Source organism: Rarobacter incanus, assembly GCF_006715765.1.
Lineage (GTDB): Bacteria > Actinomycetota > Actinomycetes > Actinomycetales > Cellulomonadaceae > Rarobacter > Rarobacter incanus.
The window spans coordinates 1,034,446-1,052,846 of sequence record NZ_VFNV01000001.1 but is presented as its reverse complement, the minus strand read 5'-3'; the positions used below and the strand labels follow the sequence as shown (position 1 = coordinate 1,052,846).

General features: G+C 68.4%; 16 protein-coding genes. 13 read left to right on the top strand and 3 right to left on the bottom strand.

Annotated features, from left to right (window positions below; all coding sequences use genetic code 11):
• Window positions 1-32 precede the first annotated feature (32 nt).
• Genes FB389_RS04435 through FB389_RS04390 form a run of 10 tightly spaced genes read left to right on the top strand, consistent with a single transcriptional unit; the run spans window position 33 to window position 11,528 of the window.
• Window positions 33-626, top strand: coding sequence for an acyltransferase (locus FB389_RS04435; protein ID WP_142111553.1), 594 nt, complete (start codon window positions 33-35; stop codon window positions 624-626).
• Complete coding sequence (locus FB389_RS04430; protein WP_142111552.1) at window positions 623-1,726, top strand: DegT/DnrJ/EryC1/StrS family aminotransferase; 1,104 nt, start codon at window positions 623-625, stop codon at window positions 1,724-1,726. Before FB389_RS04435 ends, FB389_RS04430 begins: the two co-directional genes overlap by 4 nt.
• Window positions 1,726-2,718, top strand: a complete 993-nt coding sequence (locus FB389_RS04425; protein WP_142111551.1) for a Gfo/Idh/MocA family protein — start codon at window positions 1,726-1,728, stop codon at window positions 2,716-2,718. Before FB389_RS04430 ends, FB389_RS04425 begins: the two co-directional genes overlap by 1 nt.
• Window positions 2,715-3,938: a glycosyltransferase gene (locus FB389_RS04420; RefSeq protein WP_142111550.1), complete on the top strand. Its 1,224-nt coding sequence runs from the start codon at window positions 2,715-2,717 to the stop codon at window positions 3,936-3,938. The genes FB389_RS04425 and FB389_RS04420 overlap by 4 nt, the downstream gene beginning before the upstream one ends.
• Window positions 3,935-5,047, top strand: a complete 1,113-nt coding sequence (locus FB389_RS04415) for a glycosyltransferase family 2 protein (protein WP_170207873.1) — start codon at window positions 3,935-3,937, stop codon at window positions 5,045-5,047. The genes FB389_RS04420 and FB389_RS04415 overlap by 4 nt, the downstream gene beginning before the upstream one ends.
• Window positions 5,044-6,201 (top strand): glycosyltransferase, encoded by a 1,158-nt coding sequence (locus tag FB389_RS04410; RefSeq protein ID WP_142111548.1) that lies wholly within the window; start codon window positions 5,044-5,046, stop codon window positions 6,199-6,201. Before FB389_RS04415 ends, FB389_RS04410 begins: the two co-directional genes overlap by 4 nt.
• Window positions 6,198-7,991 (top strand): ABC transporter ATP-binding protein, encoded by a 1,794-nt coding sequence (locus tag FB389_RS04405; RefSeq protein WP_142111547.1) that lies wholly within the window; start codon window positions 6,198-6,200, stop codon window positions 7,989-7,991. Before FB389_RS04410 ends, FB389_RS04405 begins: the two co-directional genes overlap by 4 nt.
• On the top strand, window positions 7,988-9,073 hold the full coding sequence (locus tag FB389_RS04400) for a glycosyltransferase family 2 protein (protein ID WP_142111546.1): 1,086 nt from the start codon (window positions 7,988-7,990) through the stop codon (window positions 9,071-9,073). The genes FB389_RS04405 and FB389_RS04400 overlap by 4 nt, the downstream gene beginning before the upstream one ends.
• The gene (locus tag FB389_RS04395) at window positions 9,070-10,353 is read left to right on the top strand and encodes a glycosyltransferase (RefSeq protein ID WP_142111545.1); all 1,284 of its coding nucleotides are present in this window, start codon (window positions 9,070-9,072) and stop codon (window positions 10,351-10,353) included. Before FB389_RS04400 ends, FB389_RS04395 begins: the two co-directional genes overlap by 4 nt.
• Window positions 10,350-11,528, top strand: a complete 1,179-nt coding sequence (locus tag FB389_RS04390) for a glycosyltransferase (RefSeq protein ID WP_142111544.1) — start codon at window positions 10,350-10,352, stop codon at window positions 11,526-11,528. Before FB389_RS04395 ends, FB389_RS04390 begins: the two co-directional genes overlap by 4 nt.
• Before the next feature lie 62 nt (window positions 11,529-11,590).
• Here the strand turns inward: FB389_RS04390 and FB389_RS04385 are convergent, their stop codons facing one another.
• From FB389_RS04385 to FB389_RS04375, 3 genes are read right to left on the bottom strand one after another with little or no spacing between them, the layout of a single operon-like run.
• Window positions 11,591-12,670 (bottom strand): glycosyltransferase family A protein, encoded by a 1,080-nt coding sequence (locus FB389_RS04385; protein ID WP_170207872.1) that lies wholly within the window; start codon window positions 12,668-12,670, stop codon window positions 11,591-11,593.
• Window positions 12,660-13,796 carry a glycosyltransferase gene (locus FB389_RS04380; protein ID WP_170207871.1) on the bottom strand — a complete coding sequence of 379 codons (1,137 nt, stop codon included), beginning with the start codon at window positions 13,794-13,796 and terminating at the stop codon, window positions 12,660-12,662. Before FB389_RS04380 ends, FB389_RS04385 begins: the two co-directional genes overlap by 11 nt.
• A gap of 29 nt (window positions 13,797-13,825) precedes the next feature.
• Window positions 13,826-14,923, bottom strand: coding sequence for an acyltransferase family protein (locus FB389_RS04375; RefSeq protein WP_246043514.1), 1,098 nt, complete (start codon window positions 14,921-14,923; stop codon window positions 13,826-13,828).
• A 42-nt stretch (window positions 14,924-14,965) separates the two neighbouring features.
• Between FB389_RS04375 and wecB the strand changes: the two genes are divergently transcribed.
• From wecB to FB389_RS04360, 3 genes are read left to right on the top strand one after another with little or no spacing between them, the layout of a single operon-like run.
• Window positions 14,966-16,033 (top strand): non-hydrolyzing UDP-N-acetylglucosamine 2-epimerase, encoded by a 1,068-nt coding sequence (gene wecB / locus FB389_RS04370; RefSeq protein ID WP_211344949.1) that lies wholly within the window; start codon window positions 14,966-14,968, stop codon window positions 16,031-16,033.
• Complete coding sequence (locus FB389_RS04365) at window positions 16,030-17,322, top strand: nucleotide sugar dehydrogenase (protein ID WP_142111541.1); 1,293 nt, start codon at window positions 16,030-16,032, stop codon at window positions 17,320-17,322. Before wecB ends, FB389_RS04365 begins: the two co-directional genes overlap by 4 nt.
• Window positions 17,309-18,379 (top strand): acyltransferase family protein, encoded by a 1,071-nt coding sequence (locus FB389_RS04360; RefSeq protein ID WP_142111540.1) that lies wholly within the window; start codon window positions 17,309-17,311, stop codon window positions 18,377-18,379. Before FB389_RS04365 ends, FB389_RS04360 begins: the two co-directional genes overlap by 14 nt.
• Window positions 18,380-18,401: the final 22 nt, after the last annotated feature.

Sequence of the window (18,401 nt, the reverse complement as noted above, 5' to 3'; positions counted from 1 at the left end):
GTTTAGACAAAACGAGACTGTGGGGAGGCCACGTGGGCGTGCGAATTGCGCAGAGCGCGGACGTCGCGCCGGACGCATCAATCGGCGAGGGCTCAAGCATCTGGCACCTTGCCCAGGTGCGCGAAGGCGCAGACATTGGCAACGATTGTGTGGTCGGTCGTGGTGCGTACATCGGGTCGGGTGTGCGCATGGGCAACGGCTGCAAGGTCCAGAATTACGCGCTGGTATACGAACCGGCGGACCTGGCCGATGGCGTGTTCATCGGTCCCGCCGTGGTCCTGACCAACGATCATTTCCCGCGCGCGGTCAACCCCGACTTGACCCCAAAGTCAGCGCATGACTGGCAGCCCGTTGGCGTCACGATAGAGCAGGGCGCGGCCATCGGTGCGCGCTCGGTGTGCGTCGCTCCGGTGCGGATCGGGGCTTGGGCCACGGTCGCCGCCGGATCCGTGGTGACCAAGGACGTGCCACCGTTTGCGCTTGTCGCGGGCGTTCCCGCGCGTCGCATCGGCTGGGTGGGCAAAGCCGGGGTCCCGTTGCGAGAAGAAGCTGGCCAGTGGGTGTGCCCGGTCAGCGAGGTTCGGTACGAGGTCGTTGAAGGCGACCTCAGAGAGGTTGCGAAGTGAACGATTTCATCCCACCCGCCAAGCCGATCATCGGCGACGAGGAGAGAGCCGCCGTTGACGCCGTGCTGCGATCAGGCATGATCGCGCAGGGCCCGCAGGTCAAGGCCTTCGAAGAGGAATTCAGCGCGGCGCTCGTGCAGGGCCGCGAGTGCGTCGCGGTCAATTCCGGGACCGCCGGACTGCACCTCGGCCTCTTGGCCGCGGGGATTGGACCGGGGGACGAGGTCATCGTCCCCTCCTTCACGTTCGCCGCGACGGCAAACTCGGTCGCGCTGACGGGGGCCACCCCCGTGTTTGTCGATATCGAACCGGACTACTTCTGCTTGGACCCGCGCGCCGCCCGTGCCGCGATCACCGAGCGCACCGCGGCCATCCTTCCGGTTCACCTGTACGGTCACCCCTACGACGCGCCCGCGTTCGAGAGCATCGCGGCCGAACACGGCATCAAACTGTTCGAGGACGCGGCGCAGGCGCACGGAGCTTCCCTGCAGGGCCGCAGCGTGGGGACGTTCGGTCAATTCGCAATGTTCTCGCTGTACCCGACCAAGAACATGACGTCCGGGGAGGGCGGCATGGTGTCCGCGACCAGCGAGATCGCGCACAACGTCCGGCTGCTGCGCAACCAGGGGATGGAACGCCAGTACGCCAACGAGCTGGTCGGATTCAACGCCCGCATGACGGACATCCACGCCTCGATCGGGCGCGTGCAGCTGACTAAGGTGGGCGGCTGGACCAAGAAGCGGCAGGACAACGCCGCCTACCTGACCCGGTACCTATCCGAGGTCGACGGCGTCACCCCACCGCCCGTTGCCCCCGGGGCGGTCCACGTGTACCACCAGTACACGATCCGCGTCGAGCAGGACCGCGATCGCATCGTCAAGGCGCTGCGCGAGGAGTACAACGTGGGCTCCGGCGTCTACTACCCGATTCCCAACCACCGACTCGCCTCCCTCGAGAAGTTCGCGCCTGGGTTGGACCTACCCGAGACGGAGAGGGCCGCCGCGCAGGTAATTTCCCTGCCCGTGCACCCGTCCCTGTCCGAATCGGACCTGGAGCGGATCGTCACGGCCGTAGCGGCGGTCGCGAAGGCGGGTGCCTGATGGCGAACCTGCGCGCGGGCCTCATCGGGATCGGTGCCATGGGCCGCCACCACGCGCGCGTCTTGCGCGAAATCGACGGCGTTGACCTGGTTGCCGTCGCCGACGCCGGGGGGGACCGCTTCGGCGTGGCCGGGGATCTGGAAGTGCTTCCGGACGTGGCCGCCCTGATCGAAGCGAGAATCGACATCGCCGTCGTGGCTCTGCCGACCCAGTTTCACCAGGACGCCGCGTTGGCGCTCGCGGATGCGGGCGTGCACACCATGGTCGAAAAGCCCATCGCAACCGACGTCGAGCAGGGCGAGCGCATGGTCGAGGCGTTCGAATCGCGCGGGCTTGTGGGGGCCGTGGGGCACATCGAGCGTTTCAACGCGGCGCTGCAGCAGGCGCGGCGCCGGATCGAGCACGGCGATCTGGGCGAGGTCTACCAGATCGCGACGCGCAGGCAGGGGCCGTTCCCGGCGCGCATCGCCGATGTGGGCGTGGGTAAGGACCTCGCCTCGCACGATGTCGATCTGACGGCGTGGGTCGCCCAGAGCCCGTACACCGCGATTAGCGGGCAGGTGACGCGTCGTTCGGGACGCCCGCACGAGGACATGGTCCTGGCCACCGGCCGCCTGGCCTCGGGCGTAATCGTGAATCACATCGTCAACTGGCTCAGCCCGATGAAGGAGCGCACGACGGTGGTCACCGGGGAGCGCGGGGCGTTTGTGGCGGATACGGCGACCGGGGACCTGACGTTCTACGCGAACGGCACCATACCCGTCGAGTGGGATTCGATGCAGGCCTTCCGTGGCGTGAGCGAGGGCGATGTGACCCGCTTCGCGTTCGCGAAGCGGGAGCCGCTGCGCACCGAACACGAGGCGTTCCGCGACGCCGTTCTCGGAAAGCCATCGGACGTCGTGACAATGGCCGACGGCCTGCGCACGTTGCAGGTGGTTGAGGGCCTCTTGGAGTCCGCACGATCGGGGCAGCCGGTAACCTTTACTCCATGAGGGTCACACTGGTCACGCGAATCTACGCGCCAGAACCCGCGGCCGCTTCCTTTCGCCTCGCCGCCCTGGTGCAGGCGTTGGAAGGCCGGGGCGCAGCGGTGACCGTCGCGACCACGACGACCGGGCCGACGGGCAGGGGGGCCTCGTCGAAAGTGCCCGGGAGGGTTAAACGTTGGCCCGCTGCACGCGATAAGGCGGGCTACGTGCGCGGCTATGTCCCGTACCTCAGCTTCGACATCCCCGCTTTCTTTCGCGTACTTGCCGGGGGGCCCGCCGATGTCGTGGTCGCCGAGCCGCCGCCGACAACGGGCTTGGCGGTCAGGATCGCGTGTGCGCTGCGGCGCATCCCGTACGTCTACTACGCCGCCGATATCTGGTCGGACGCCACGGCGAGCACGGGAGCGCCGCGCCTGGTGACTGCGGTTGTCCGCGCGATGGAAAGGTTCGCTCTGCGGGGTGCTGGCGCGGTCATCGCGGTGACCGATGGCGTGGCCGCCAGGGTCCGCGACTTGGCGGGGCACGATCGATGCGTGGTGGTGCGCAACGGCGTCGACACGCAGATCTTCACGCCGCACGCCGCGGCGCCGACTTCGCTCCCGCGCGCCGTTTACGTCGGCACGACCTCCGAGTGGCAGGGCGCGGAGGTGTTGCTCCGCGGATTTGCGCAGACCGACGTGGCCGGCGCCGAACTCATTTTTGTGGGCCAGGGCAGCGAATGGTCGCGCCTCGAACACCTCGCCGTCGACCTGGGAATCGCCGACCGGGTGCAGTTCGTCCCGACGGTCCCTCCCGCCGCAGCCGCGCGTTACCTCGCCTCCGCCTGGGTGGCGATGGTATCCATCCGCCCGGACATCGGCTACGACTTCGCCTATCCCACGAAGGTGAATGCGGCGCTTGCCTGCGGCACCCGGGTTCTGTACGCGGGTCCGGGGCCCGCCGCGCGGGTCGTGCGCGATACCGATGCGGGCTGGGTTTGCGGGTATGGAACGGACCAGGTTGCTGCCGCTCTCACCGATGCGTTGGCCGATCCACCCAACCCCGCCACGCGGCGGCGGATAGCGCACTGGGCGGAGCAGAACGTCTCCATCGCGCGCACGGCCGAACTGGCCGCGGGCGTCGTGGAGCAGGTGGCGGTGCGGCGCGAGCGCACCCGCACCCGCACCCGGGACCTGGGGGCCTCACCCGGCGCGCGGGAGCCCGCCCCGAGGGGCCGCGCGTGAGCGCGCCCGCGCGCCCGCGCGCGCAGATAGTCATCGCCGTGCACACGCCCGCGCGCCCCCTGCGCCGGGCGGTATCGAGCGTCTTGGCCGGCGGCGGCCCGATCGGCGTCATCGTGGTCGCGCACGGAATCGACCCGGACGCCCTATCTCCCCACCTCGCGGGACTGGATCCAAGCCGGATCGAAGTGATACGGCACGTGGACGGCATCGCGTCGGCCGCAGGCCCCTTCAACGCGGGCATCGCGCACGCGCGGGCCGAATGGGTGGCGGTCATGGGCTCTGACGACATGGTCGAGGCGGGCTGCTACGAGGCGCTGCTGCGGCACGGCGACGGCGCACCGAAGCCGCCGGACGCGATACTTGCCCCCATCCGTCACCAGGACGGCACGGAAATACCCAACCCGCTGCCGCGTCCGGGACGCACGGATGGCTTAGACGCGGTGCGCGACAGGGTGTTGTATCGAACCTCGCCGCTCGGATTGCTGCGCCGGACGCTGTGGCAATCCGCCTACCGCTTCGATGAATCGCTGCACGCGGGCATCGATATGGAACCAAGCGCCCGGCTGTGGGCAAGCGGTGCCCAGATCGCCTATCCGCGTGGGGCCCCGCGGTACATCATCGGCGCCGATGCCGCCTCACGCGTGTCGATGGATCCCGTTCCCGTCGAACGCGTCATGCGGGCGGTGCTGTCGACGGCTACCGCGCCGTGGACGCGTTCGGCGCCAGCCGCCGTGCGGCGCTCCCTTGCGGTGAAGTTGGCCCGCATCCACGTCTTGGGATTCGTGGTGGCGAGGATCCTGGGCCAGGGAGCAGGGCAGATTGCTTTTTCGGACGAGGACATCGCGGCGCTGCGCGCCGCGATGCGGGCCATTTGTGCGCTCAGTGACCGCTGGGCGCAACCGTTCTCCCGGGCCGATCTATGGGTGCTACGCGAATTGCTAAATCCCCGGGCGACTGCGTCCACGATCGGGCACGCGGTGAACCGCCGGGCGGCGGCGAACATGTGGAACCGGCACGTGCCCCCCAACCCCGCGCACGTCCTTGACCGCGAGTCGAACCCGGTGCGCGTGATCCTGACCGCCCTCGATCGAAAGGCGATCAGCGCGTGACCAAACCCGACCTGATGATCATCTCCTTTTCGCCCATCGCATCCGACGCGCGCGTGCTCAAGCAGGTCCGCGCCTTCGCCCCCACCTACCGCGTCACGACGGTGGGGTACGGGCCCCGGCCCGAGGCCGCGCACGCGCACCTGCGGATTGCGGACGGGACACCGAACCGTCCTTTCGGGCCCTACCTGCGCCTGCGGGCGTACCGCATGGCCTACTGGCTCATGCCGTCCGTGCGGGCCGCGCTGCGCCTGATCGGGTCGCGCCGCCCCGACGTCGTGATCGCCAATGACGTGGAGGCGGTCGGGGTTGCGCTCGCCGCGCGCCCGCGCTGCGGCGTGCACGCGGATCTGCACGAATACTCGCCGTACCTGCACCAGGAGATCCCGGCCTGGCACCGGTTGCAAACCCCGTACCTGAACTGGCTATGCTCCAAGTACGTGGCCCGCGCTCGATCATTCACCACCGTCAGCGGCGGCCTGGCGGCGGAATACGAAAAGAACTTCGGATTCGCGCCCGCCGTTGTCACCAACGCGGCACCGTACCAGGACCTTGCAGCCACACCGGCCAGCAGCCCGCTGCGGCTGGTCCATTCCGGCGTGGGGATGCGCGACCGGCACCTGGACGTGATGGTCCAGGCGGTGCTGGACGCGACCAGCGACGTGACGCTGGATCTATACCTCGTCCCGAACGAACCGGCGTACGTGCAGGACCTGCGCAAACGAACGCAGGCAAGCGCCAGGGTGACGGTGCACGACCCCGTCGCCTACAAGGATCTGGCCGCGACGCTGCACCAGTATGACGTCGGCGTTCACCTGCTGCCGCCCGTCAACTTCAACAACGCCTGGGCACTGCCGAACAAACTCTTTGACTACGTGCAATCGCGCCTGGCGGTCCTGATCGGGCCATCGCCGGAAATGGCGCGCTACGTCAACGACTACGGCCTGGGCGTCATCGCGGACGGGTTCACGGCCCGCGACCTCGCAACGGCGATCGATGCCCTGACACCCGAAGCGGTTACCGCCTACAAGCGGGCAGCCGGGCGGGCGGCGAGGGAGCTCTCGTCCGCCAATCAGGAGCAAATCTGGGTGAGCGCCGTCAACGGGCTGGTGGATCAGGTGCCCTCCGGCCGAACCGCTGAGACGGAGCGCCCATGAAAGTCCTGTGGCGGACCCTGCGCGAATTGATCCCGTTGTTCCCAGCCGGGGCGCGCCGATTCTTCATGCTCTATGTCGGTGCGTCCAGCGCGCTGACGCTGCTCGACGTCGCCGGAATGTCGCTGCTGGCGCTGATGATCACCCCGATCGTCTCGCAGGCGTCGACGCTGTCGATCCCGCTGCTCGGCACCTTCGACGCGGGCGTTGCGCCGTGGCTGGTGCTGATCGCCTGCGCGCTCATCGTCGCCAAGGGGGTCTTGGCGGTGGGGCTGCACTGGGTCGCCACGCGCAGGTTTGCGCACTACGAATTGCTGATCGGGCGCCGCCTCTTCGCCGCATACATCCACTCCTCGTGGGAACAACGTTCGCGGCGTTCGGTTGCGGAGATCACGCGCATCGCCGACGGCGCAATCGGCAACGCCATCATGGGGTTTGTTCTGCCCATCGCCATGGTCCCCAACTACTTCCTGACGTTCGTCCTCATCCTCGCGATCCTGGTCGTCGCGCAGCCCGTGACCGCCGGAATCGCGGTGGTGTACCTGGGGTTCGTCACGTTCGTGGTCAACCGGATCGTCACGAAGCGGTCGATGGAGGCGGGCCGCGTCAACCGCGACGCCAGCTACAAGGTCGCGAACTTCATGACCCAGATGGTCGAGGCGCTCAAGGAAATCACGCTGCGCAACCGGCTCGACGAGGTGGCCGCCGTCGTCACCGCCGAAAGGCGCCGGGCCGTGCGCGCGCGCGCCAACACGTCGTTCCTTTCCGTAGTCCCTCGCTTCGTGTTCGAATCGGCGCTGGTGGGGGGCTTTGTGCTGATCGGCGGGGTGGGGTACGCGATCGGCGATATGAACCAGGCGATCATTTCCGTCGTGCTGTTTGCCGCGACCGGATTTCGGCTCATCCCGGCGATCAACGGCGTGCAGGCAAGCATTGTGCAGGCCACGGCCACGCTCCCATCGGCCCAGGACGTGGTGACCGACATTCGCGAGTCCGAATCCGACGTGGCCGCCACCGAACCCGCCGCCGATCGCGCGCAACTGCCCACCTCCCCGCGAATCCTGCAACTTAGCGACGTGCGCTTCCGCTATCCGAACGCGCACCATGACGTGCTGCAGGGGGTGGACCTGGAAATACCGTTCGGGTCGTCGCTGGGAATCGTCGGGCCGTCGGGCGCGGGTAAATCGACGCTGGTGGACCTTTTGTTGGGGCTCTCGGTTGCGTCGGGTGGCACCATTGCGATAGACGGAATGCCGCTCATCGACGTCCTGCGCGCGTGGCGATCGCGCGTGGGATACGTGCCCCAACGGGTTTCGCTGTTCAACGGGACGATCGCCCAAAATGTGGCACTGACCTGGACAAATGACTACGATGCGGAGCGCGTGGAGCGGGCCATTGAGATGGCCCAGTTGGGGCCGATGGTTGCGGAGCGGCCGGGCGGCATCCACGCGATGATCGGGGAGCGCGGCGTCGCGCTTTCGGGCGGGGAGCAGCAGCGTTTGGGAATCGCGCGCGCCCTGTATGCCGATCCGTTGGTGTTGGTTTTGGACGAGGCCACCAGTTCGCTCGACACCAAGACCGAGGATTCCGTGACCCGCGCCATCAAGGCGCTGCAGGGCGACATGACCATCATCTCGGTGGCGCACCGCCTGTCCACGATCCTCGACTACGATCGCGTCGCGTACGTCGCGGGCGGCAGGATCCTGGGCCACGACACGTTCGCCGGCCTGGCCAAGTCCGTGCCGCAGTTCGGTGAGCAGGTGGCGCTGGCGGGTCTGGGGAAGAAACTGTGAACCGACCGCTGATCGATATCGTCGTCGCCGCCCACGACCCGCGCCGGCAGGTCGGGCGCGCGGTGGGGTCGGTGCTCGGTTCGCGCGCGGGAGACGACGTGCGGGTGACGGTCGTGGCGCACAACCAGCCGCGCGCCGCGTTCGGGCAGGCGCTCGCCGCGTTCGCGACCGACCGCCGCCTGCGCGTCATCGAACTCAGCGATGGCCTGCATTCGCCGGCCGGTCCCTTCAACGCGGGCCTGGATGCGGCGACGGCCGACTACGTTGGGCTACTGGGATCCGACGACTACCTGGAACCCGGGGCCATCGCCGCCTGGGCGCAGCATGTGCGCAGGTGGCGGCCCGATTACCTCATGGCGGCGATCCGCGAAGATGGCGGCCCGCTGTGGCGCGAACCGCTGCTGCGGTACCGCCGCGTGCGGCGGTTGGATCCCGTTCGGGACCGGCTCGATTACCGCACCGCCCCGCTGGGGCTGCTGCGGCGCGAGTTCGTTGCCGATCTGGGCGTGCGGCTGACGCCGACGGCGGCGACCGGCGAGGACATCGAATTGGGGTTGGCCGCCTGCAACCGGGGTTACGTTGACGCGGGCGTGGGGATGCCCGCGTACGTGATCGGCCGGGACGCCCCCGAGCGCGTCACGTTGATTCCGCGCCCCTTCCACGAGGAGGCCATAGCGCTGGTTCATCTGGCCGCCGCTCCCTGGCCGTGGCAGTTGTCGATACGCCAGCGCCGGGCGATCGCCATCAAGCTGTGGCGCACCAGCGTCGTCACCGCGGTGCGCGGGCGCCCTGACGCATCTGCGTGGGCGCAGAACGACGTGAGATCGCTGCTGGCGGTGGGGCAGTGGCTGAGCGAACTGGCCCCGGACGCAACGGGCTATCTGTCGATTCCCGAAGCGATGATTGCGGGTGTGGTCTGCGGAATCGACGCCGACGAACCGGAGGCAAGCGCGCGCGATGTGGCACGGGCCGCGCGCCTGCGAAGCCCCCGGTTTGCGCAACTCATTGCGGCGCGTCCGTGGCTATCCCTCGCCGTCGATTCCCGCGCGCGGCGCCTGGTGCGATTGGCGCTGCCGCGGTGAGGCGCGGGATCCGGGCCTGGGTTGGCGGGGCCAGCGCTGCGGCGACGAGGGCCGCCAACCGCGCGGTCGCCTTCTTCCTGCGGCACCGCGTGCACCTGCCGCGACCGGTGAACCGCGCGATCGACTGGGTTGCCGAGAATCCGGCGAGCCCGCTGGGGCGCCTGGCGGCGCGCGCTCACGGGAGCGTCGATCCGGGGTCGGTGCCGCCGGCCTTGGAGGCGCCGGACGCGAACGTTTCCGTGCTGATCGGACCCACCAACTATGCGGGACAAGGGTGGTTGTGGGCGCGGGCGTTGGAGAGCGCCTACGCGCCAACCCTGGCGGCCCGCAACCTGGCCGTCGATGAACCCGCGGGGTTCAGCTTCCCGGCAGATCGGGAGGTGCCGGTCCCGGTCTATCAACTCTCAACGCGGTGGCAAACCGATCAGTTGCGGGCAGCTCGCGGATTCACCCACGTCATGTTCGAGGCGCAGCGCCCGCTGTTCGGGCGGCTATTCGACCGCGACATCGAACGCGAAGTCGCCGCGCTCGGCAGCGCTTCGATAGCCATGATGTGCCACGGAACCGACATCCGGTTACCGTCGCGCCACCAACGCCTCACCCCGTGGTCACCCTACCTGGACCCCCACTGGTACATCGACAAATACGAGCGCGATGCCCTGGCCAACCGGCGCCTGCTCGACCGCCTCGGGGTGCCCGTCTTCGTGTCAACCCCAGATCTGTTGCTGGACGTTCCGTACGCCACCTGGTGCCCGGTCGTCGTCGATGTGGAGCGCTGGGCGCAATCCGATGCGCCCGCGCCCGGGACGCTAGATCGCATCCCCACCGTCGTGCACATCCCCAGCCGCGCGGCGATCAAGGGAACGCACCTGGTGGAACCCGCGCTGCGCGATCTGGATCGCTCCGGGCTGATCCGCTACGTGACCGCCCGCGACATCCCGACCGCAAGAATGCCGGACTTCTACGCGAGCGCCGATATCGTCATTGACCAGTTCCGCCTGGGGTCGTACGGCGTCGCCGCCTGCGAGGCGATGGCCGCCGGTCGGGTGGTCGTCGGGCACGTCGCAGATCCCGTGCGCGCCCGGGTGCGTGCCGCAACCGGCGCGGATCTACCCATTGTCGAGGCCACCGTCGCTTCGATTGCGGACGTCATTGTCGAGCTGATCGAGCGGCGAGCCGCGTGGCAAGAGTTGGGGCAAGCGGGCCGAGCCTTTGTCCGCGGGGTGCACAGCGGACCGCGCAGCGCGCAGATCCTGAACAGGGAGTGGATTCGACTGTGAACGCTAGGGCCGCGATCTGGCATTACCTGCCTCGTTGGGCGCGAGACGGCGCCGGTCTGGTGCAGGCGCGGCGGGCGGGAGAAAAGGCCCCCGCGCCCCCGCGGGTTGCCCGCGAGGACACCCGGCTACTGATCGGGCCGGCCAACTTTGCGGGACAGGGAGCGGCCTGGGCGCGCGCCGTGGGCGCGCGCCCGCTGACCTCGGCGGTCGCGATGGTAACGGGGACGGGCAACTCGTTCTCTTTCGCTGCCGATTGGGTGGTGCCGAACCGCATTTCCGCGCATTCGCGCCGCTGGCAACGCGAAACCCTGGATTGGATCGCCCGGACGTTCACGCACGTGCTGATCGAGGCGGAATTGCGGATACTGGGCGGCGCCTTTGGGGGGGACGTCGTGCGGCAGGTCGGGGCGCTGCGGGAAAGGGGCGTGAACGTGGCCATGGTTGCGCACGGCACCGACGTTCGCCTGCCCTCGCGCCACGCGGTCAATGAACCTTGGTCTCCCTTCCGCACCGGGTGGCCGGACCTGGACAAGGTCGAGGCGGGAGTTCGCCACAACCTGGGTGTGCTGCGCGAGGTGGATGCGCCGACCTTTGTGTCGACGGCGGGGCTGTTGGCGGATGTACCCGCAGCCACCGTGCTGCCCGTGACCATATCCACCGACCGGTGGGTGCGCGCGGGGGCCCGGAACCTAGGCGATGCGACCGGCCGGCTGATAGTTGCGCATATTCCGTCATCCGGCCGGATCAAGGGGACGCGGGAAATCGCGCCGGTCCTCGAAGAGCTGGACGCGCAAGGCATCATCGACTACCGCCCCGCCACGGGCGTGTCGCACGGAGCAATGCCCGGTCTCTACGGGGCGGCGGACGTGGTGGTCGACCAGTTCCTGGTTGGCGACTACGGGGTGGCGGCCTGCGAGGCGATGGCCGCCGGTCGCGTGGTCGTGGGGCACGTGAGCGAGGCGGTGCGCGGTTACGTCTGCGAGACAACCGGGAAGGAACTTCCCATAGTCGAAGCGAGCGTGGATTCGCTGCGCGAGGTGCTGGTTGGTATCGCGGCGCAGCGCGACTTGCACCGGGTGCGCGCCGCGCAAGCCGGACCCGCGTTTGTGGAGGGATACCACACGGGCCGCGGCGCGCGCGCGGCCCTGGAGAGCTGGTTGAGCGCGGCGCCCTAGGTCGGTTGGCGACGCAGGGGGCATGTGCCCGGCGGCGCCCCGGTTGGGGCCGGGCGGCGAGGCTACAGCGTGCCCAGGTAGGACGCGGCCATGAATCGCAGGGGCGCCTCGCGGTGCAGCAGGCTGGCGGGGCGCGCGGGGATGAGCGCGGCGGGGCGGGTGAAGCGGCGTCGCCGCCGCGCGGCCGCCACGAGTCGGGCGGCGGGAACGGCCGGGTCCAGGGCGGCCGCGATGACGTCGTTGTCCGCGCGCGACAGTACCCGTTCGATCCCGTGTCCCTCGCGAATCAGCGCCCACGTGACCTGGGCCAGGTGTTCGCGTTCGGCGCCGTCCCACCAACTGGGATCGGAGCGGTAATAGATGGCGCCGAAAACGTGGATCCGGAGGAACTTCGCGACGATCGCGGACTGCGTGGGGATCGCGGCGCTGGTGAACCATTGCGCGGCGAGGATGGACGGTAAGTACCTGAATTCGTCGGCGATCGAACGCGGCGTGAAGGTTACGCGGTCGGTTGCCTCGGAACCGATGATGTATGCCGGACCGCGCCGGTCGTAGGCGACCCTTCCCTGCAACCAAAGCTGGCACACGTACGGCAGGTCTTCCCCCACGGGGTGGTCGGCCGCGAAGCGCAGGTGCCCGAAGGCCGATCGGTCGACCAAACCCAGCGGCGCCGAACGGTACATGAGCCGGTCCCGTTTGACGTCGAGCGTGGAACGCAGGCGCGGACGGACAACCGGGGTGGGCACGCGGGCCCCGTCGTCGTGTCGCAACGCCGCGATAACAACATTCGCGCGGCATTGAGCCGCGCGCGAAAGCCACGAATCGACGGCGCCGGGAGCCAGGTAGTCGTCCGATCCGAGCAGTGAGGTGTACCGCGCGGTGGCGGCGTCCAACCCGAGGTTGAATGGCCCCGAAGGGCTGGGGATCCCGTCTTCGAGCGCAAGCAACCGCAGGCGGGGGTCGGCATACAGGGCACCGAGGCGATCCCGGATGGCCCGCGGGTCGGTGTTGTGGGCAACCACCGTCACCCGCACGCGGGCGCGGGTCGCCTCCAGCACCGAGGCGGCGGCACGCTCCAGGGGCCTGCGATCGTTGTGGACGGCGATGATGACATCGACGTCCAGGTCTTCGTCACTTTGCATGGGTGCCGCCCGGTGCGGGCCGCAAAGCGCCGCCGACCACGTCCTCGTAGATGCGCGTGTAGGCGCCGGCCACGTTGGCGGGCCAGAACTGATCGCCCAGAGTGGCCGCAACATCCGCCGCGCTCATCTTGCTTGTCGAGGCCAGGACGGCCTGCACCGCATCCGCGTACGCGCCCGGGGTCTGATCCGCCACGAAGGCCCCGACCGCGGGTGCCGTGTACTCGCTTGCCCCGGTTTCTATCCCGGAAACCACCGGTCGGCCGTGGCTCAGGGCCTCGGCCACAACGGTGCAGAAGTTGTCGCCCAGCGTCGGAATGAGCATGAGGCGGGCCGCGTCGAGGCGCGCGCGGACCCCAGCATCGTCGAGCGAGCCGGTGAGCGTCAGCCGCTCGCCGACACCGAGGTCGCGCGCCAACGCGACCGCATCCGCCCGCTGCGGGCCATCGCCGACCCAGGTCAGGCGCGCGTCGACACCCCGATCGACCAGTTCCGCCACGGTCCTTACGGCCATCAGCGGACCCTTGCGCGGCACCAGGGCGCCGACACCAACCAGCGCCAGCGGGCCGGGCTGGGGCGCAAGATCGACGAGGCCCGCCGGCGCCGCTACCACGCAACCGATGACGCGAACCGGCCCCGTGCGGACGGCGCGGATCGGGGCGGCGAGGCGCTCGCATACGGCGGTGACCACGTCGGGGCGGGCCAGCAGGCGCGAGATCGGCCGGATGAACGGTCGCGCCCAACGCGGCAGGGTACCCGGCGTCGTCAGCGCCGACCAGTGCTCGGTGTGCACCCACGCGGCCGTGCGACTCGGGCGCGCCAGCGCGAACGGGAGCAGGCCCGATATGGCCTGCGTGTGCACGACGTCGGCGGCCCGGGCGGCGGCGCGCACGGTGCGCGCCGCCCGCAACCAGTGCAGCGGATTCGCCCTGGACATGGGGACCCGGGTGACCGGGATGTCGCGCACGCGCGCGGATCGCGGATCGGGGCCCAGGTGCTGTGGGGAAACGAGGTGGATGACGCGGACGCTGTGCCGCCCGGACAGCGCGACCGCGTCGCGCACCACAAAGACCCCAGAATGCGGCAGCGCGGTGGTGGGGAACCACGGCGTGACGATGAGAATGCGCACGCCCCTAACGTAGCAAAGCCGACCGGCTCCTACCGGGGGCGCGGCGCCGCCGGCCACACGCGGCGCAACCGGGATTCGACGGGGCGCTCGACCAGTGTGTGCAGCGCGCCCGCGCCCGCGATCGCCACCGCGGCCAACGCGACAACGGTGACAGCGGTGGGGGCTCCCCACGGTTGAAAGCCCCCCGCCTCCCGCACCGCGTACAGGATGGTGGCGTGGATCAGGTAGAACGCGAACGACCACTCGCCCAGAACGACGATGGGGCGCCACCGCAGCCACCGGGCGCCACCGGCCATCTCGCGGCTCGCCACCGACACGATCGCCAGCGCGCTGATTGCGGTCGCAACTTCGGGAACCCATTGGCCGATTCCGCCCAGGGAGGGAAGGTACGTCAGCGCCGCGAACGCCGCTGTCGCGCCGGCCGCGACGAACCAGGGCGGTACGCGCGCCGCGAAACCCCACCGCATCGCCCACGCCAGCGCCATTCCCAGGGCGAACTCGTTCATTCGCAAGACCGGCCAGGGAAGGTTAGCGAACCAACCCGCGGGCCAGGCGATGGCGGCGATCCGGGCGACCAGGCTCAGCGCCGCTATCGCGCCGACCGCGACGAATGCGCCGCGCCGGCGCACCCGCCACAACATGGCGGCAAGGAACGGATGCAAGGCGTAGAAGAAGAATTCCGCGGTGAGCGTCCACGCGGCGGGGTTCCCCGAAAAGAGGATGACGGGATCGCGCCACCAGCCCTGCAGGACAACGACCGACAGGGCAATGACCGGAAGCGACCACTGCTTGACCCACCACTGGGCGGGGTCGGGATGTAGCGAATAGAAGACAGGTATCGCAAGGACCAGCGCGACGAGGTGCAGCGGATAGATGCGCGAAATCCTGCGCCAATAAAAGGTGGTGCGGGAAGTGCCCGGGCGCATCGACCAGGTCAGCACAAACCCCGACAGGACGAAGAAGAACGTGACGCCCAGATAGCCCCACTGCAGCCACCGCGCAATGAAGGCGGGGAATTCCACCAGATTCTCGCAGTGGTAGGCAAACACTGCCAAGGCGGCCCACCAGCGCAGCCCGGTGAGCGCGTCGAGCCGCACCGGCTCGATGGGACCGCGCTGAACGTTCACGATCCGCAAGTGTACCGGGCGGGGATTCGCTAGGATCGGCAGGTGTCAAGAATCGTGAGCGTCGTTGGCGCCAGGCCCCAATTCGTCAAGCTCGCCCCCATCGCGCAGGCGGCGCGGGCCGCCGGAATCGACCACAGGATTGTCCACACGGGCCAGCACTACGATCCGCTGCTGTCGGACGTGTTCTTTTCGGATCTGGGAATCCCCGCCCCCGACGTGCACCTCGGGATCGGATCGGGAACGCACGGGCAACAGACCGGGGCGATGCTTGCCGAACTGGACGGCGTGCTCGCCGACCTGGAGCCCGACACCGTCCTGGTCTACGGCGACACGAATTCGACGCTGGCCGCAACGCTGAGCGCCGTCAAGCAACACATGCACGTCACGCACCTGGAAGCAGGCCTGCGATCGTTCAACCGCCGCATGCCAGAAGAACACAATAGGGTCCTGACCGATCACGCGGCCGATCTGCTGCTGGCGCCCACGCACGTGGCCGCCGAACACCTGCGCGATGAGGGGCTGGCGGGCCGCACGGTCGTGGTCGGCGACGTGATGACCGACGTGCTGTTCGCGACGCGGGATAGGGTCTTGCGGGAGGGGGCGGGCCTCGTCCCGCAATGGGGCCTGGGCGCGGAAGGCTACTATCTTGCGACCATCCATCGCGCCGATAACACGGATAATCCCACCCGCTTAGCGGAAATTGTGGAGGCGCTGGCGGCGGCGGACGCGCCGGTGATCTTGCTGGCCCATCCCCGGGTGGCGGCTAGGGCGCGCGAGGCGGGGATCGACCTGACGCGCGGCGCGCTGCGGGCACGCGACCCGCTGGCCTACCCGGACCTGGTGCGGGCGGCGCTGGGGGCGCGCGGAATCGTCACGGATTCGGGGGGCCTGCAAAAGGAGGCCTTCTTGCTGCGCGTGCCGTGCACGACCGTGCGCGATGAAACCGAGTGGGTGGAGACTGTCGACCTGGGGTGGAACGTGCTGGCGCACACGGGTCCGCAGATCCTTGCGGGACTTACGCGGCCGCGCCCCACCGACGTTTCCGCCACCCCGTACGGGGACGGCCGGGCAGCCGGCCGCGTCATCGAGGCAATAGAATTGCATCTGTGAAAATATCGGTCGTAGCACTGGGGAAAATCGGTTTGCCGCTTGCGGCCCAATTCGCGCTCGCGGGGCACAATGTCGTCGGCGTCGACATCAACGCCGACACGGTCCGGGCGGTCAACGAGGCGCGCGAACCGTTCCCGGGGGAGTCCGGCCTGGGCTCGGCGCTGCGCGAAACCGTACCCGCCGGCCGCTTGCGCGCAACGACCGACTACGCCGATGCGATCCCCGGCAGCGATGCGGTCGTCGTTGTCGTCCCATTATTTGTGGACGAGGCCACCGCCGCCCCCAACTTCGGTTGGATGGACGCCGCAACCCATTCGATCGGGCAGCACCTGACACCCGGCACCTTGGTCATTTTCGAGACGACGCTGCCGGTTGGCACCACGCGCGGTCGCTGGAAGCCCCTGCTCGAGGCCGATTCCGGGCTACGCGAAGGCACCGATTTCCATCTGGTGTTTTCCCCCGAACGCGTGCTGACCGGGCGCGTGTTTGCCGACCTGCGCAAATATCCCAAGTTGATCGGCGGGTTGTCGCCCGAGGGCGCGCAGCGCGCCACCGCCTTCTATCAGTCGGTCTTAACATTCGACGAGCGCCCCGACCTCCCGCGCCCCAATGGCGTGTGGGATCTGGGGTCGGCCGAGGCCGCCGAGATGGCCAAACTCGCTGAAACCACCTACCGGGATGTCAACATCGGGTTGGCGAATGAGTTTGCGATGTTTGCCGAATCCCACGGCATCGATATTTATGCCGTCATCGATGCGTGCAACTCCCAACCGTATTCGCACATCCACCGGCCCGGCATCGCGGTCGGCGGGCATTGTATCCCGGTGTATCCGCGCCTCTACCTATCCGTGGATCCGTCGGCGCAGATTGTGCGCACGGCCCGCGCGGTCAACGCCGCCATGCCCGCGCATGTGGTCGACCGGGCCACCGAGCTGCTGGGGTCCCTGGACGGTTTGCGGGTCGCCGTATTGGGGGCCGCATACCGCGGCGGTGTCAAGGAAACGGCGTTTTCTGGGGTGTTTGCCGTCGTGGAGGCGCTTCGCGCCCGCGGCGCCCGGGTCGTCGTATCCGACCCGCTGTATAGCGATGACGAGCTTGCCGGTTTTGGGTGGGACCCGTATCACCCGGGCGATCCGGTGGACGTCGTGATCGTGCAGACCGACCACGTGGCCTACCGCGAGATCGCCGCGGGAGACTTCCCCGGCATCCGCCTGCTGGTCGACGGGAGAAACATTACCGATGCCGCCCGCTGGCAAGGCGTCGCCAGGATAGTCGTTGGCCGCGGCTGATCCGCCGGGTCTCGCCGCGATGGCGCCCGGCGGCGGAGCCGCGCCGGTGGCGCGCCCCCGCGACCCCGTCTGGGACACCGCAAAGTTCATCGCGATAACCCTGGTTGTGGTGGGGCACACGATCGAGAGGTATGCAGACTCGCGCCTGATGTACGCGCTGTACCTCTTTATCTATTCGTTTCACATGCCGATGTTTGCGTTCATTTCGGGCAGATTTTCTAGTTCCGCGGGCCTCACCGCGCGCTCGGCGCGTTCGATGATCCGTACCCTTATCGCGCCGTACGTCATCTTCAGCGTGATCTGGTGGTTCTTTGGACACGTCAGTGATAAACCGCATGCGTTCGATCTGACCGCACCGTACTGGTACCTGTGGTTTCTTGTCGCATTGGTGGCCTGGCGCCTGACATTGCCCTTATTTGCGGTCATCCGATTTCCGGTGACAGTGGCAGTGATTATCGCGGTGGCCGCGGGGTATTTTCCCGCCGCAGATTGGCACATGGCCATTTCGCGGACCCTGGTTTTCTTGCCATTTTTTGTGGCGGGGTGGCGCACATCTGGCGGTCTGCGCCTGCACCGGGGATTCCTGGCGGGGCCCGTGGCGAAGATTGCTGCAGCCGCGCTTTTACCGATGGCTGCCGCCGCTTGTTACGTGTGGGCGCCGCAGGCGGACGCGCTCGCACTGCGACCCGGCGTGCAAGGCGCCACACCGTATGTGAATCTGGACTGGAATCCGGCATGGGCGGGCGCCCTCCGGTTGGCGTTGATGATGCTTGCGTTTGTTCTGATATTCGCGGCACTGTCCCTCACTCCGCGCCGTGCGCCGCGTCTAGCGGATTGGGGAACACGCACAATGACGGTCTATATTGCTCACCTCTTTGTGATCGTAGCGTTCACGACGTGGGAAGCGGCATTCGGATGGTTTGACTCCGCGTGGAAGTTTGCGATTTTGGTGTTGGCGGCGATCGTACTCAGCGTGATGCTTTCCGCTCGTAGCCTGGACCGTTTGTTGCGGCCACTCATCCGCCCGCGGCTCACGTGGTTGGTACGGTACGACTGAAGACCTGCGCTTTCATTGGCGG